We start from the raw sequence: 15287 nt of genomic DNA on the forward strand, positions 1-15287 counted from the left end.
TTCAAATTAAAAATGATGCAGGAAAACTGGTACCATATCAACAATATTGAGACTGTTGACTCCCCCTCTATAGCCTTATACCGAGAACATCTTAAATCCAATATTCAAGAAATGGTAAAAAGGGTAGGTGGTGACCTTCAACGTCTGATGCCCCATGTAAAAACCAATAAAATGCCCAAGGTAATGGAACAACTTTTGGCTGCGGGCATCAAAAAATTTAAGGCATCCACCATTGCCGAGGCCGAAATAGCAGCGGAAGTTGGTGCTAAATCAGTGCTTATAGCTCATCAACTAGTAGGACCAAAAGTGCACCGTTTCCTAAGGCTGACCAGCGAATTTCCCAATATCCAGTTTTCAACCTTGGTCGATACGGAGCGGACTGCAAAATTGCTCGACCAGCTAGCCCAAGACAAAGGTGTTATAGCCAGTGTTTATATCGATGTCAATAACGGTATGAATCGCTCCGGAATTCAGGTAGGGGAAAGCTTGGAAGAGCTTGTGCAATTTATTCTTTCCCTCCCCAACTTGGAATTTTTGGGGCTTCATGTGTATGATGGTCACCTGCGCGACCCTAATTTTGAACAGCGCAAACAGAAAATAGAGGATGGTTTTAAGGAGGTGACCCAACTTTTCAATACGCTGAAAAAGCAGCTTCCATCCATTGATATGATCTGTGGGGGAACGCCTTCCTTCACCTCTCATCTTTTAAACCAAGATCGGATTACAAGTCCAGGGACCTGTGTACTTTGGGATTGGGGCTATGGTGAAAAATTGACCGAACAGTCTTTCAACTATGCAGCCCTTTTGGTAACCCGAGTCATTTCCAAACCAACGGAGGGCATTGTCACCTTAGATTTGGGCCATAAGTCCGTAGCGGCGGAAAATCCCATTGACAAACGGGTTACGTTTCTTAATCTCGATAATTATGAACTCTTATCGCAAAGTGAGGAGCATGGGGTCGTAAAGGTTTCCAACTGGGATAAACTTCAAGTTGGAGATGTGCTGTACGGAGTTCCCTATCACATTTGCCCGACCATCAATCTGCATGATGAGGTCTCCGTCATTTCCAATGGAAAAAAAGTGGATTCTTGGGAAATTTCGGCCCGAAAACGGAAGCTTCGTTTTTAAACTTATTCTGGACGTTCGAGAAATTTGCCCAGGTCATGATAGAAGAAGTTTCTTTCATCATTCATGGAAACAAACAATCCGTTCGGGAATTTGGAGCCCAAAGGCACGGTTACCACTTCACAACCATCTGTTTTGAGCGTTCCTAGATTAACTGCTTTGACAAACGTATTGTCCTCTCGCGAGAATATGTTGAACTCACCCAGTTGTTGGTTAGAAACAATGATATGGCCCTTCCCATTTGGGTAGTTAGCAATTGCAATCCCCTCTATATCCACCAAAAAATACTTGCCCCCAAAACAACTTAACTCTTCATTCCCTTTGGAAGGTTCTGCATGGTATTTTCGGATACAAACGCCCTCGTCCGAATAATAGATGTGTCCTTTTTCATCATCCACCGCAATGGCCTCAATTTCTTTTTGTCCGCTAAACTTTCCAAATTTCCGAACCAAATCAGCTTTTACAATACCCGAATCAGAAGTGAGCTTGTATTGATATAAATAATCGTCCAAAGGGCCAGTTTTTCTGCCCACAATGGCGTACATGCTTGAGTCCAGAGGTGATTTATACAAACTGATTCCCATAGGTAACCGTTCTTCAATACTGGAAGCGTCTTCAAATACCGGGAACCCGCCACCATCCAAAGGTTGCATATCCGGGACACTGAACAGCCGTATCTGTTGCTTTTCACGCTCGGTAAAGGCCAAAATATCTACAAAGACCGAGTCATTCAGTTTAAACCCATATTCCACATCCACATTGTTGGGCCGTTGAATATTTCTGATGGTCTTGCTTTCAATGATCTTACCGTCAAGATCGAAAGCATAAACTCCCCCGTTGGTCTTCTTGTCCGTCCCAAATACAATACTTTTTGAAGCATCTAGGGGATTTACCCAAATAGCCGGATCATCCGTATCATTAATGGTGGTTTCCGTAACAACATCCGGAGGAATAGGAGTTAAAGTGCTTCTGGTATGACAGCTTAAAAAAAGCAGTAAGCCTAGTATTGGGGTAAATTTTATGCGCATTTCATTCCTGGTTTAGCACAAAAACCACCCGAAGGTGGTTTTCGAGATCCTTATTTTTTGAACAGGTCATACTTCAATCCAAATGTCAACCTTTTTTCATAAAACTCCACCTGCTGGGTTCTATTTTCAATGCCTTGATAGTATCTCAAGGGTTGATTGGTGATATTATTAAGGTCAGCATACAACCGTAGATTCTTGTTAATGGTAAAGGAAGCATTCAGATCTACAAAGAATTGTTTGTCATAATATCTGTCCTCAAAATCGTTCCCTCCTAATTCATCAATATAGGCATCCGAGAAGTTGGTGGACAAACGAACACTGAATTTTTTATCAGCGTACCCCAACGATCCGTTGAACATATTTGGGGCGGTCCCTGGCAGATCCACATCTTCTCGGGTCTCGTCACCATTCCTAATACCATCTGTATTGGAAGTTAATAGGGTATAGTTTAGATAGATACTAAAGTTTTTCGCAAAGCCTGGTAAAAAGTCCAGTTGTCGTTGGAAAGCAACCTCCGCTCCAAAAATGGAAGCACTATCCCCGTTCAGGGGTTGAAACAAATCAAATCCGGTTGCTGTGTCCTCTGACAATGACACATAAATGAAATCCTTGATGTCTTTATAAAAAATGCCTCCAGAGATGATTCCAACCGATTCAAAATAGTGCTCGGCCGCCAAATCAAAGTTCATGGAGGTCGTGGGGTCCAGCTCGGCATTACCGGTTTCCACTTCCTCATCTTCATTTATAATGTTTCTAAAGGGGACCAAGTCTACATAATTGGGCCTCGCAATAGTGTTGGTCCAAGCAAAGCGCAAAACCGTATTACGACCGGGATCATATTTGAAGTGGATGCCTGGTAAGAAATTGGTGTAGGAACTCTCATCCCTTACTTGGTTGAAGTTTTCAAAATCTCCATCGTCATTAAAAATCACCTCGTTGCCCAAACTGTTTATGGCAGTATGTTCTACCCGCAAACCCGTTAGAACGGATAGCTTTTCCGAAAGTTTTTGATTTGCCATGATGTATCCTGCATACACTTTTTCATCAACATCGTAATTCCCGGCCAAAAACTCATCTTCCACGGCGCTTGTATCAAACAAATTGCTGTTGGAGAAATCCAGATCACCCAAAAATGCCGGGTCAAGGAAATTACCAGCTGCGTACTGACCCCCGGCCAAGAAATCGTTTTTGGTGTAATCACGTACCTCAACATCGGCCAAGGTTTCAAATCCGGTAAGCGGCTCGGACTCAAAAAAGTTATTGTCCCTGACCTTGTTTTTGGACTTTAATCTCCCCCCAAACTTTACGGTTCCCTCTCCCGCACCAAAAATATTTGCGGGAAGCTCGAAATTTAGAAAGGCATTGAAATCTTCTTCTTCTGTAAATTGATTTTCTTCTGTGAATTCGCGGAATTCAAAATTGGACAAGCTGGCGTCCGTTGCATTAGCTGGGCTAAAAGACGGGTATCTAGGGTTGCCCAAATCGGCATCGATTCCAATGGCATCTCCTATTTCATACTCGGCATAACGTTCGTTGGGCCGTTCTTCCGAGGCTTTGGCGTAAGATGCCATCCAATTCATTTTTAGGCTTCCAAACAAATGATTCCCACCCAAACTATAGTTTTGCATACGTTGGTCTTCCAAACGGGTATTTTGAATTCTTCCCCCAGGAATACCTCCCTTGGTCTGCCGGCGAATTTCCCCTTCATATCCAACAATATTTTCGGTGCCTATGGCAAAAACCGGCTCTATGCTCCTATATCTCAATCGGAACCTATTTTCGCGGTCATCCCTCCAATTGTACATGGTTTTGATAAAGATTGTGTTGTTTGCATCAAAAGCGTAATCCATGTTGGCCGAAAAGCTTCGTCGAATACGTTGTACCAAATAGGTGCGTATATCCGATTCTTCCACAAATGGGTTTACCTCAATATCCTCTTCTGTCAAGGGGCTTTCTGCTTCGTTTACCCATTCGGCCTCCACATTGTCAGAACCAAAATCCACATTATTGTAGGAAGCGGCTACCATCCAACCAAACTTGCCATTTTTAGACCGATCTCCCAATAAGAAGCTCCCGTTGTAAATAGGCTCATCATTGATTAAACTCACTCCTGAGCCTAAGGTGGCAGACAGTCTAAAACTTTGGGGAGAGGAGCGGGTTACCAAGTTCACTGCACCACCAAGAGCATCCCCATCCATATCAGGGGTAACGGCCTTGCTAACCTCGATGGTCTGAATCATGTCGGATGGAATCAAATCCATTTGAACGTTTCTGTTATCTCCTTCCGCCGATGGAATTCGGCTTCCATTGAGGGTAACAGAATTTAATTGCGGCGCTAGTCCACGCACGATGATGTTTCTGGCTTCGCCCTGGTCCACCTGCATGGTTATTCCAGGGATTCGTTTTACTGCATCCCCTATATTGGCATCGGGAAATTTACCTATCTGGTCGGTAGACACAACATTGGTAATGTTCAAATTCGTTTTTTGGGTATTTAGGGCTTTAGCCTGACCGCTGAGCCCATACGCCGAGACTTGCACTTCTTGCAGTTCAACATTTGTTGGATTCATGGTGAGGTTCACGATGGTAGTTTGGCCCGCTGATACAGTTACCTGCTCTTCAATAGAGGCATAACCTAGGTAAGAAATTGACAGGTTATGACTGCCTTCGGGCACATTGACCAGGGTAAATTTTCCATCAAAATCGGAAATGGCACCTTTGGATAAATCGGAGATAAGAACATTGGCACCGGGGACATAAATCCCATTTTCATCGGATAGGGTACCTTGAATGTTTCCCGTTTGCGCCAACATAAAAATAGGTGCAAAAACGAGGATAAAAACTTGGATATACTTTTTCATTTCTAAGTGGTTGTTATTTCACCACAAAGAAATTGTTATGCCGGGGAAATGGGGTTAGCTCATTTTTAAGATAAAATTATATTAAGCGCTATTTTCAGGGCAATTTAGACTGGCCTAACACTGAACTAACAAAAAACCCCCACTAAAAAGTGAGGGTTTTGCTATAAAAAGTTGTGTGCCTTAGGCCTCAAACGGCTCAATGGAAACAAAGGATTTCCCTCCGGCTTTCTTTTGAAATCTTACAATACCATCAACTTGGGCATGCAAGGTATGATCCTTACTGGCGTATACATTTTCACCAGGATTGTGTTTGGTACCGCGTTGTCTAACAATAATGTTACCAGCAACGGCAGCTTGTCCTCCGTATATCTTAACGCCAAGACGTTTCGATTCCGATTCTCTACCGTTTTTTGAACTACCTACACCTTTCTTATGTGCCATGATATTTAAATTTTAGTTCTTCTTATTTCTTTAACGCCTCAATCAATTCTGCCTTTTTCATGGAAGAAATTCCAGAAATACCCTTGGCTTTTGCCAATTCTTTCAATTCAGCAACAGTTTTGCCGCTTAAATCCTCAGTAGCCTTGGCTGGAGCCTCTTTCTTTGGAGCAGCTTTTTTGGGAGCAGCAGCTTTTGCAGCTGTTTCCTTTTTAGGTGCCGCAGCTGGTTTATCAGCTTTTGCCTTGGCAGGAGCTGCCTTCTTGGCGCCCTTGGCGACAATACTTTCAACCACGATTTCAGTCAAAGATTGTCTATGACCATTTTTTACTCTGTAACCTTTACGTCTTTTCTTTTTAAAGACGATTACCTTATCTCCTTTAAGGTGTTTTACAACTTTGGCCTCTACAGCCGCACCTTCTATGACTGGGGCGCCGATAGTAACGTTACCACCATCTTCCAAAAGAAGTACCTTGTCAAAAGTGACTTTTTTGCCTTCTTCTGTCTGCAAACGGTGAACGTACACTTTCTGGTCTTTTGCAACTTTAAATTGCTGCCCTGCCATCTCTACAATTGCGTACATAATGCGTTGATTAAATTAAATTCTTGTGCTTTACTAAAATTAGCGGGTGCAAATATACTGCTAAATCCTTAATCCACAAGTATTATTAGGGCTTTTGAAGATTATTTTCTAGGGTTGTTGGAGGTTTTAAAAAGCTGCATAAAAGATAGCGTGAGTACCAACGTAGTTGCAAACCCCATAATGGCCACGGTAAAAAACACAATGCCTTCAAAGTTGTTGTAATCTTTTGACCAAACTTCAGATAGCTCTACAAGAAAGGAACTGCTCAGTTCCGTGGAATAAAAGGCAAAGAAAATGGTGAAAAGCAATGTGGCCACAAACCCAGTCGTAATTCCAGCCATAAACCCTTTGCCATAATTAAATTCCTTACCCAACCTCAATTTGGTATATTTTATGGTTTCATAGATGCCAAATCCGGTAATTATCCCATTAAAAAGACTATAAAATACGTTGGTGTGCTTTCCCATAAGGGACAAAATCAGAAAATATGCCATGAGACAGGCACTGGTCACAATTCCAAATCGGATAGGAAGACTTAGATTTTTCATTTTGCCAAATTTTTGGGTTGATGTTTAATTTACTGAATGTTGGCGAATTATGCTACAAATTCAGGCAAAAGACTTCTGTTGGATTCGCGATATCTTGTAAATTTTATCCTATATTTATTGTAACATCAATCATAAATTCCACACAAATCCCTATCAAAACAAAATTTCAATTATGAAGCGATATTTAGTATCTGCAATTTTCATGCTTTTGACCATCAACCATCTTGTTTCCCAAAAGGTTGTTTTTGAAGAATACGATCTGGACAACGGCATGCATGTTATATTGCATCAAGACAATTCTGCACCTGTTGTTACCACCGCGGTAATGTACCATGTAGGATCTAAGGACGAGAATCCACAGAAGACCGGTTTTGCGCATTTCTTTGAACATCTTTTGTTTGAGGGCACTAAGAATATTGAGCGGGGAGAATGGGATAAAATTGTTTCTTCCAATGGCGGAAACGGCAATGCCAACACTTTCTTGGACCGCACCTATTACTACGAGACCTTTCCATCCAATAGCTTGGAAACAGGTTTATGGCTGGAGTCTGAAAGATTGCTTCACCCCATTATTGGGCAAATAGGCGTGGATACCCAAAAAGAAGTAGTTCAGGAAGAAAGAAGGCTTAGAGTGGATAATTCTCCCTATGGTGCTTTTTTTGAGGTACTCTTAAAAAACCTTTACACCGATCATCCGTATAAATGGGGTGTTATTGGCTCCCTAGACCATTTGGCCAGTGCCACTCTGGATGACTTCAAAAATTTTCGAAACACTTACTATGTCCCCAACAATGCGGTGCTGGTCGTTGCAGGGGATTTTGAAAAGGAAAAAACTAAAAAAATGGTTTCCGACTATTTTGGGCCAATTCCAAGAGGGGCGGAAATCAAAAGAAATGTAGTCGTGGAAGACCCAATAACAACCACACGAAAAGCCACGCATTACGACCCCAATATCCAAATTCCCGCCATTTTACTGGCCTACAGAACGCCCGGGCAGGCCGAAAGGGAAGCTTACGTGATTAACATGATCTCTACATATTTAAGCGATGGCGAAAGTTCCAAACTATATAAGAAGTTGGTGGATGAGAAGAAAATAGCGCTACAAATATTTTCAGTTCCCATTGATGCAGAGGATTATAGTTCCTATGTTGTTGGAGGTCTTCCCGTTGGGGAGAATTCCATTCAGGATATCAAAAATGAAATTGACGCAGAAATTCTGAAAATACAATCAGAATTGATTTCGGAACGTGATTACCAAAAACTTCAGAATAAATTTGAAAACAATTTTGTGAACGCCAATAGTAGTGTTTCTGGGATTGCAAATTCCCTTGCTGAAAATTACATGCTTCGCGACAACACCAATTTGATCAATACCGAAATTGATATTTATCGCTCTATAACCCGTGAGGAAATCATGGAAGTTGCCAAAAAATATTTAAAGGTAAACCAGCGTGTGGAGTTGGAGTACTTACCCGAACAAAAAGAAGCTAACTAAGATGAAAAAGTATCTCGTATTTTCCCTGTTTTCATTGTTTGCCACACTATCCTTTGCGCAAATTGACAGAACCCAACCGCCCAAACCCGGTCCCGCACCACAAATTAATCTGGAGGAACCCACACGTTTTGAACTAAAGAACGGCCTAAAGGTAATGGTGGTGGAGAACCACAAATTACCCAGGGTCTCCATGCAATTGATCATTGATAACCCCCCCATTTTACAAGGTTCTAAAGCTGGGGTCTCGGACCTTACATCCAGCCTTCTCGGGAAGGGCTCGGAGACCATTTCCAAAGATGACTTTTATGAGGAAGTTGATTTTTTGGGAGCGTCGGTCAATGTTTCCGATCAAAGTGCATCGGCTAGCTGCCTTTCCAAGTATTTCCCAAGAATCTTGGAACTTATGGCAGATGCGGCCCTCAATCCCAATTTCACCCAAGAAGAATTTGACAAGGAAAAGGAACGTATCCTCACCAACATAAAATCGGAAGAAAAAGATGTTTCGGCCATAGCCTCAAGAGTACAATTGGCCCTTGCTTATGGAACCAGTCATCCCTATGGAGAAATCACTTCGGAGCAAACAGTGAACTCGGTCACTTTGGCCGATGTTGAAAAACATTATAGGGATTATTTTGTACCAGCCAATGCCTACCTGGTGGTTTTGGGCGATGTGGAATTCGAGAACGTGAAAACCTTGGTCACTCAATATTTCACCCCTTGGTCCAAGGCCGTACCACCATCGTATAGCTATGCCAAACCAAAGGATGTACAGTACAACCAGATAAATTTTGTAGATATGCCCAATGCGGTCCAATCCGAAGTGGCCGTTCAGAACATTACGGAACTTAAAATGAAGGACCCTGATTATTTGAACGCACTTTTGGCCAATAGGATTTTAGGAGGTGGTTCCCAAGCTAGACTGTTCCAAAACCTAAGGGAGGACAAAGGATATACGTACCACGCCTACTCCGGTATTCGGGACAATAAATACAGCCCTATGCGCTTCAATGCCGGAGCCCAGGTAAGAAATATGGTTACGGACAGCGCTGTGGTGCAAATCCTAAATGAAATAGACCGTATGACAAAAGAGCCTGTTACAGAGGAAGAACTGTCCAATGCCAAGGCCAAATATGCCGGAAACTTTGTAATGGCTTTGGAGAGTCCAGAAACAATTGCAGAGTATGCCCTAAACATTGAGACGGAAGACCTGCCCAAGGATTTTTATAAAACCTATTTGGAACGGCTTCATGCGGTGTCGATTACAGATGTACAAAATGCTTCCAAAAAATTCTTTTCAACCTCCAACGCAAGGGTAGTGGTAACCGGAAAGGGAAGTGATGTGTTGGAGAATCTCGAAAAAGTGACCTTTAACGGGAAAGCTGTACCGGTGCTGTTTTATGATAAATCGGCCAATAAAGCCGAAAAGCCAGACTATTCCGCTCCGTTACCAGAGGGCATTACGGCCAAATCCATTTTGGAAAAATACATTGATGCCATTGGTGGCAAAGGCAAGTTGGAAGGCGTAAATTCCTATGCAATGATTGCAGAAGCGGAAACTCAGGGAATGAAGTTGGAGCTGGAGCTGAAAAAGACCACCAAATATCAATTTTTACAGGATATAAAAGTGATGGGCAATTCTGTACAAAAACGAGTTTTGGATGGGGACAAAGGATACGCAATTGCCCAAGGTCAGCGCGAAGACCTTTCCGAAGATGAGATTGAAAAGGTTAAGGAAGAATCCGCTGCTTTCCCAGAACTCAATTATTTGGCGGCAGGGAATATCACTATAGAAGGTATCGAACCTGTTGGTGATCGGAAAGCTTACAAACTCAAGATTACAGATAAAAAGTCCTGCTTTTATGACACGGAAACCGGTCTGAAGCTTCAAGTGGTGAATGTTGAGGAGATCCAAGGACAGCAAATGACAAACACCTTGGGCTTTCACGATTATCAAGAAGTTTCCGGAATCAAGTTTCCGTTCAAGCTTGTTCAGACAGCTGGACCTCAGAACTTAGAATTCACTGTCAAGGAAATCAAGGTCAATGAAGGAGTGGAGGCTACCGATTTTAAATAAGACCAACAAATTTTTATAAAAAAAGGCGTCTTAATATCTAGGCGCCTTTTTTATTTTGAAGTGCTATATGCTTAATTTTGCAACTCAAATAAACCATCCTTGAAACAGATTGCAGCATATGGATTTGTTTTGCTCTATTTGTTGGCAATGACCCGACCAGTGATACCTTTGGCCGAGTACATCATTTATGAGGATTATATAGCTGAATTTCTCTGTGTAAATAAGGATAAAACCGAATTGCAATGTAACGGAAAGTGTTATCTCATGCAGCGCCTTTCCGAGCAAAACGAGGAAAAAAAACAAAATCTCCCGAAAATTTTGCTAGAAGAGTACCCCATAGGATTTGTCTATTTAGCTTCACTTTCAACAAAAAGGCAAAACCTCATTTCCAATCAAAAGCATTTTTGCTATCACAACCATTACACCTACCTTTTTACTTCGTATAGTTTCCATCCACCAAGTCAAGTTTCCTAAACTTTAAGGCGACACTTTATTTTATTTCGGGGCGGTAATTCATCGCTCTAAACTTCAATTTTAACACCGAATGAAAAATTACATTACGGCCATCTTTTTAATGGCCTCTGCTGCAATGTTTGCACAGGAAATCAAGGAAGAATCGAAAAAATGGTCCGCTGGAAGACCTGACGGCCATGCCCCCATTTCGGTAATGGGAGATCATATGCACGGAAAAGGGGATTGGATGTTTTCCTACCGATATATGTACATGAACATGGAAGACTTAAAAGCTGGTAGCGATGACGCGACCACAGAATCGGCCTTAGCTGACTATATGGTGACACCCACCAATATGCCCATGAATATGCATATGCTGGGCGGCATGTACGCACCAAGTGACAAGATCACTATAATGGTCATGGCCAATTATCTGTCTATGGAAATGGATCATTTGACAAGAATGGGTGGAAATTTCACTACCGAAGTCAGTGGGTTTGGAGATGTTCAACTTTCCATGCTCTACCGTTTTTTCAACAAGAACGGTCAGAGTGTTCACGGGCAGCTTGGTGTGTCGTTGCCCACCGGCAGTGTAACGGAAACGGATGTTACTCCCGCTTCAGCACCAAACAAAACAGAGCTTCCCTACCCTATGCAATTGGGAAGTGGCACCGTCGATACCAATCTTGCAGTCACCTATTTAGGACAAAGTGAGTCGGTTTCTTGGGGAGGACAGCTTAGAGCGATATTGCGTTTTGGGGAAAATGACCGGGACTTCCGTTATGGTAATCGCCAAAGTTTGAATGGTTGGTTCGCAGTTAAAACCGCAAAATGGTTAAGCTTCTCGGCCCGTCTAGAAGCCTTGGTCGTCGGCGAAATCAATGGTGAAGACCCCAATTTGAACCCCATGATGGTCATTACTACGGACACCAATAATTCCGGCGGGAATTTTCTAAATGGAGGAATTGGTTTTAATGTCTTTGTTCCATCCGGAGCTCTAAAGAACCTGAGAGTTGGTTTTGAATTTGCTTCACCCTTGTACCAAGATTTAAACGGTATTCAGTTGAAAAACAAAGAAACAATTACCTTGGGAACACAGTATTCCTTTTAATTTAAACTGCTGGGGCGCATCGCGCCCCAGCCTTAACCATTCCAAATGACAAAAAGAAAAATTGTCCAACTCAACAGAAAATGGCATCGTTATCTTGGGGTGATCCTTGGGATACAGTTCTTATTATGGACACTCGGAGGGCTCTATTTTAGCTGGACCAACATACATGAAATACGGGGAGACCATCTCAAAAAAAATATCATCATCCCCAAGCCCAAGGAAAATCTAGTGAGCCCCCATGTCTTTTTGAAATCAGATTTCAAGGCAACTGACAGTATCATTTCACTGGAACTCACAACCGTTCTTAATCGGCCTGTTTATCGCGTATTTTATACCAGAAATGGTGAGAAAAAGGTAGTGCTCTACAATGCGGACACAGGAAATACAAGACCTCACCTTACCGAGAAAGAAGCCATCAAGACAGCCATGAACGGATTAGCGGTAAATGCAGGGGTTACGGCCGTGGAATACCTTAAGAAGGCTGGTAAACATCACGAATATCGGGGGCGACCCCTACCTGCCTATGCAGTAACCTTTGCGGAACCTGCGAACACCACGGTTTATGTCTCACCGGAATTTGGGAACATCCAGACCTTCAGAAGCAACAAATGGCGTGTTTTCGATTTCCTATGGATGCTTCACACCATGGATTATGCTGAACGGGATAATTTTAACAACCTACTGCTACGCGCATTTGCACTTTTTGGGTTATTTACCATCCTTTCAGGGTTTAGTTTATATATTTTTACTTCAAGAATTTTTGCAAAAAAAACATCAAAATGAAAAAAGCACTTACACTTATAGTAGCATTGGCCCTAATGGGAATTTCCTGTAAAGAAAAGGAGAAGACCGCAGAGGGTCCAACACAGATGGAACAGGTAATGGCCATCCACGATGAAGTTATGCCCAAAATGGGGAAACTGGGAAAATTGGTCGGCGAATTGAAGAGCAAGGTGGACACCACGGAAATGGGGTTGAAGTATGAATCCTCAATGAAAGAGCTTCAAGATGCAAATACATCCATGATGGATTGGATGGTGAATTTTGGCAACCGATTTGATTCCGCAGAGATACTGGATGGGAAGGAACTGACCGAGCAAAAGCAGCAGTGGTTAAATGAGGAAGAACTAAAGGTGAAGGCCTTAAAAGAGCAGATTAATTCCAGTATAGCGAAGGCAGAGGCACTTTTGGCAAACTAATCCATCTATTCTTTCCAGCGGAGGCTTTCCATAATTCTTCTAATATCCTTTTGGAGGTAAACCGCTGCCGGAAGAATGGAGTCGTAATTGGGTTTGGCATAGAAATACAATGACCCGGTAATGAAGTGATTTGTGCTATCCGTCACATAAAATTGTGATTGGGAAGCAGCATTTCCGCTTACCTCGTAAAACATTCCGTAAACCTTATCACCAGGGTTTACAAAGGGTTGTTCCACAATGTTATCCGCCTTCACCACATGCTCATAAGAAAGTTTTTGGGCATCAGTCAACAAGATCTTGAGGTTGTCATCGACAGGTTTGTAGGTGATATAGACCGATCCGCTCATCATGGGGTAATCAAGGACCAGGGAGCAGTCCCTGTTTTCTTTTATGGTAGCAAGCGTGTTTAAGTCAAAAGTGTAGTCGCAATCAGTGGTTGATGCCTTGTAAGTAGCTTCGGGGTAATCCAATCGTAACATGGCTTTGGGTTTGGGCAAAATATCGTCTTTGCAGCTCACAAGCATTATCCAAATCCCTAATAAAAAACACCCCTTATACTTCATTTGGCAACGTCACTTTTATTCGTTTCAACCTTTTTTTATCCAAACTCTCAACTATAAACTGATACTCTTTGAACAGTACCTTTTCCCCTCTTTTCGGAAAACTTCCAGAAATCTCCAACACAAAGCCCGCAATGGTTTCTGACTCTCCTTTTTGACCTTCAAAATCCTCTTCATCTTCAATTTTCACCACCCTATAAAAATCTTTCAAGGTGGTTTTTCCATCGAATACGTAATTATGGTCATCCAACTTGGAATACACCAAATCCTCATCGTCAAACTCATCGCTGATATCCCCCACGATTTCCTCAATGATATCCTCCAAAGTTACAATTCCGGAAGTACCGCCGTACTCGTCCACCACAACCGCCAAATGATTCTTTTTTTCCTGAAATTCCAAGAGCAAATCGTCTAGCTTCTTATTTTCCGGAACAAAGTAAGGTTCTCGGATAAGAGACATCCAATTGAAATTTTTTCTATCTATATAAGGTAGTAAGTCTTTCACATAAAGTACACCGAGAACGTTATCCATATTCTCGGAAAAAACAGGTATTCTGGAATAGCCATTCTTAGTTATCTCCTCCAAGACCTCTGGAAACTTCATATCCTCGTTTAAAGCGAAAATATCTATCCTCGGACGCATCACCTGCTTGGTATCCGTATTGCCAAAGGTTACGATTCCTTCCAAAATCTTCTGCTCCTCCTTGGTGGTATCTCCTTCCGAAGCGAGTTCCAACGCCTGGGACAGATGATCCACGCTAAGATTAGATTTTTGCCTTCCCAATTTATCGTGCAAAAACCCAGTGGCGGAACCCATGGGTGAGCTAAATGGGGTAAGTAAAACGCTAAGTAATTTAATAGGTGCAGACATGAACAGGGAGAATTGAGCCCTGTTTCTGTTCGCGTAAATCTTTGGGAGGATTTCCCCGAACATTAAAATTAAAAAGGTGGCTACCCCAACTTCGAGCAGAAACCGTACTGAAATAACTCCAAAAAGTACTTGATCAATTCCCTCAAAAATTACGTTTCCTATAGAACTGAACAAAAGCACAATACCAATATTGATGGCATTATTGGCAATTAAAATGGTAGCCAAAAGTTTTTTGGGCTTGTTCAAAAGATGCACAATGCGCTTTCCCTTCGAGGTTCCTTCCTCCTCCATTTCGTTGAGGTCAGTCTGAGATAGGCCAAATAAGGCTACCTCTGCTCCCGAAATCAAAGCAGAGCACATCAGTAGTATAAACAAGACCAGTATTTTCGCCGTAAACCAGCCTCCGTAAGAGGCCAAATAAAATACCAAACTATGGGGCTCGGGATCCAATTCGATCAGGTTATTGCTTTATATTAGAATGGTAGGTCATCATCCTGACCAGTTTCTTCCACCGGAGCAGGATCAATGGGTTTGGCAGGTGCACTGGCGGTAGAAGGGCTACCGGCCTGTTGCGTATTCGCCATACTTTCCTTTTTGGTGCTTAAAAAGGTAAAATCTTGCACATGGACCTCGGTGGTGTAGCGCGTGTTGCCATCTTCACCCTGCCATTGTCTATTTTTTAATCTTCCCTCCAGGTAGACCTTATCACCTTTGCTCAAGTACTTTTCACAAATTTCGGCGGCCTTATTGCGGACTACAATATTATGCCAGTCCGTATTGGTCACCTTCTCCCCGGTTTGCCTATTTGTATAGGTCTCGTTGGTGGCCAAAGGGAAGCGGGCAATGCAGTTTCCTCCCTCGAAATAGTGGATTTTCACCTCGTCGCCCAAATGCCCGATCAGCATCACTTTATTTAATGTTCCGCTCATAATTCTTTAATT

The 15287-nt window shown here is 42.4% G+C and carries 15 protein-coding genes; 7 read left to right on the plus strand and 8 right to left on the minus strand.

Going from position 1 to position 15287, the window contains the following annotated elements; all coding sequences use genetic code 11:
* The first annotated feature begins 12 nt into the window (after positions 1-12).
* Positions 13-1128, plus strand: coding sequence for a D-TA family PLP-dependent enzyme (locus BUC10_RS07775; protein WP_073178070.1), 1116 nt, complete (start codon positions 13-15; stop codon positions 1126-1128).
* A gap of 2 nt (positions 1129-1130) precedes the next feature.
* On the opposite strand, the gene BUC10_RS07780 is transcribed toward BUC10_RS07775, so the two are convergent.
* From BUC10_RS07780 to BUC10_RS07800, 5 genes are all read right to left on the minus strand, one after another.
* Complete coding sequence (locus BUC10_RS07780; RefSeq protein WP_073178072.1) at positions 1131-2153, minus strand: phytase; 1023 nt, start codon at positions 2151-2153, stop codon at positions 1131-1133.
* 50 nt (positions 2154-2203) lie between these two features.
* Positions 2204-5014, minus strand: coding sequence for a TonB-dependent receptor (locus BUC10_RS07785; protein WP_084732587.1), 2811 nt, complete (start codon positions 5012-5014; stop codon positions 2204-2206).
* A gap of 180 nt (positions 5015-5194) precedes the next feature.
* On the minus strand, positions 5195-5455 hold the full coding sequence (rpmA, locus tag BUC10_RS07790; protein WP_073178074.1) for a 50S ribosomal protein L27: 261 nt from the start codon (positions 5453-5455) through the stop codon (positions 5195-5197).
* 22 nt (positions 5456-5477) lie between these two features.
* Positions 5478-6035 (minus strand): 50S ribosomal protein L21, encoded by a 558-nt coding sequence (rplU, locus tag BUC10_RS07795; RefSeq protein ID WP_073178077.1) that lies wholly within the window; start codon positions 6033-6035, stop codon positions 5478-5480.
* Between the two features lie 101 nt (positions 6036-6136).
* On the minus strand, positions 6137-6583 hold the full coding sequence (locus BUC10_RS07800; RefSeq protein ID WP_073178079.1) for a DUF4199 domain-containing protein: 447 nt from the start codon (positions 6581-6583) through the stop codon (positions 6137-6139).
* 172 nt (positions 6584-6755) lie between these two features.
* On the opposite strand from BUC10_RS07800, the gene BUC10_RS07805 reads away from it, so the two are divergent.
* The 6 genes from BUC10_RS07805 (at position 6756) to BUC10_RS07830 (ending at position 12915) form a co-directional block, all read left to right on the plus strand.
* A complete protein-coding gene (locus tag BUC10_RS07805; protein ID WP_073178081.1) occupies positions 6756-8078 on the plus strand; it encodes a M16 family metallopeptidase in 1323 nt (440 codons plus the stop codon).
* A gap of 1 nt (position 8079) precedes the next feature.
* Positions 8080-10152, plus strand: coding sequence for a M16 family metallopeptidase (locus tag BUC10_RS07810; RefSeq protein ID WP_073178083.1), 2073 nt, complete (start codon positions 8080-8082; stop codon positions 10150-10152).
* 99 nt (positions 10153-10251) lie between these two features.
* Positions 10252-10626, plus strand: coding sequence for a hypothetical protein (locus tag BUC10_RS07815; RefSeq protein ID WP_245812797.1), 375 nt, complete (start codon positions 10252-10254; stop codon positions 10624-10626).
* Between the two features lie 70 nt (positions 10627-10696).
* Positions 10697-11716, plus strand: coding sequence for a transporter family protein (locus BUC10_RS07820; protein WP_073178085.1), 1020 nt, complete (start codon positions 10697-10699; stop codon positions 11714-11716).
* A 45-nt stretch (positions 11717-11761) separates the two neighbouring features.
* Positions 11762-12499: a PepSY domain-containing protein gene (locus BUC10_RS07825; protein ID WP_073178087.1), complete on the plus strand. Its 738-nt coding sequence runs from the start codon at positions 11762-11764 to the stop codon at positions 12497-12499.
* Complete coding sequence (locus BUC10_RS07830) at positions 12496-12915, plus strand: hypothetical protein (RefSeq protein WP_073178090.1); 420 nt, start codon at positions 12496-12498, stop codon at positions 12913-12915. The genes BUC10_RS07825 and BUC10_RS07830 overlap by 4 nt, the downstream gene beginning before the upstream one ends.
* A gap of 5 nt (positions 12916-12920) precedes the next feature.
* On the opposite strand, the gene gldD is transcribed toward BUC10_RS07830, so the two are convergent.
* From gldD to BUC10_RS07845, 3 genes are read right to left on the minus strand one after another with little or no spacing between them, the layout of a single operon-like run.
* Positions 12921-13478: a gliding motility lipoprotein GldD gene (gldD, locus tag BUC10_RS07835; RefSeq protein WP_073178092.1), complete on the minus strand. Its 558-nt coding sequence runs from the start codon at positions 13476-13478 to the stop codon at positions 12921-12923.
* On the minus strand, positions 13468-14796 hold the full coding sequence (locus BUC10_RS07840) for a gliding motility-associated protein GldE (RefSeq protein WP_073178094.1): 1329 nt from the start codon (positions 14794-14796) through the stop codon (positions 13468-13470). The genes gldD and BUC10_RS07840 overlap by 11 nt, the downstream gene beginning before the upstream one ends.
* Positions 14797-14819: 23 nt before the next feature.
* Complete coding sequence (locus BUC10_RS07845) at positions 14820-15275, minus strand: single-stranded DNA-binding protein (RefSeq protein ID WP_073178096.1); 456 nt, start codon at positions 15273-15275, stop codon at positions 14820-14822.
* Positions 15276-15287 lie beyond the last annotated feature (12 nt).

The organism is Flagellimonas flava, from assembly GCF_900129665.1.
Taxonomy (GTDB): Bacteria; Bacteroidota; Bacteroidia; order Flavobacteriales; family Flavobacteriaceae; genus Flagellimonas; species Flagellimonas flava.

Bases quoted from the DNA above. Each gene is read 5' to 3' on its own strand.
- BUC10_RS07775 (WP_073178070.1), top strand. From the start codon at position 13: ATGATGCAGGAAAACTGGTACCATATCAACAATATTGAGACTGTTGAC.
- BUC10_RS07780 (WP_073178072.1), bottom strand. From the start codon at position 2,153: ATGCGCATAAAATTTACCCCAATACTAGGCTTACTGCTTTTTTTAAGC.
- BUC10_RS07785 (WP_084732587.1), bottom strand. From the start codon at position 5,014: ATGAAAAAGTATATCCAAGTTTTTATCCTCGTTTTTGCACCTATTTTT.
- rpmA (WP_073178074.1), bottom strand. From the start codon at position 5,455: ATGGCACATAAGAAAGGTGTAGGTAGTTCAAAAAACGGTAGAGAATCG.
- rplU (WP_073178077.1), bottom strand. From the start codon at position 6,035: ATGTACGCAATTGTAGAGATGGCAGGGCAGCAATTTAAAGTTGCAAAA.
- BUC10_RS07800 (WP_073178079.1), bottom strand. From the start codon at position 6,583: ATGAAAAATCTAAGTCTTCCTATCCGATTTGGAATTGTGACCAGTGCC.
- BUC10_RS07805 (WP_073178081.1), top strand. From the start codon at position 6,756: ATGAAGCGATATTTAGTATCTGCAATTTTCATGCTTTTGACCATCAAC.
- BUC10_RS07810 (WP_073178083.1), top strand. From the start codon at position 8,080: ATGAAAAAGTATCTCGTATTTTCCCTGTTTTCATTGTTTGCCACACTA.
- BUC10_RS07820 (WP_073178085.1), top strand. From the start codon at position 10,697: ATGAAAAATTACATTACGGCCATCTTTTTAATGGCCTCTGCTGCAATG.
- BUC10_RS07825 (WP_073178087.1), top strand. From the start codon at position 11,762: ATGACAAAAAGAAAAATTGTCCAACTCAACAGAAAATGGCATCGTTAT.
- BUC10_RS07830 (WP_073178090.1), top strand. From the start codon at position 12,496: ATGAAAAAAGCACTTACACTTATAGTAGCATTGGCCCTAATGGGAATT.
- gldD (WP_073178092.1), bottom strand. From the start codon at position 13,478: ATGAAGTATAAGGGGTGTTTTTTATTAGGGATTTGGATAATGCTTGTG.
- BUC10_RS07845 (WP_073178096.1), bottom strand. From the start codon at position 15,275: ATGAGCGGAACATTAAATAAAGTGATGCTGATCGGGCATTTGGGCGAC.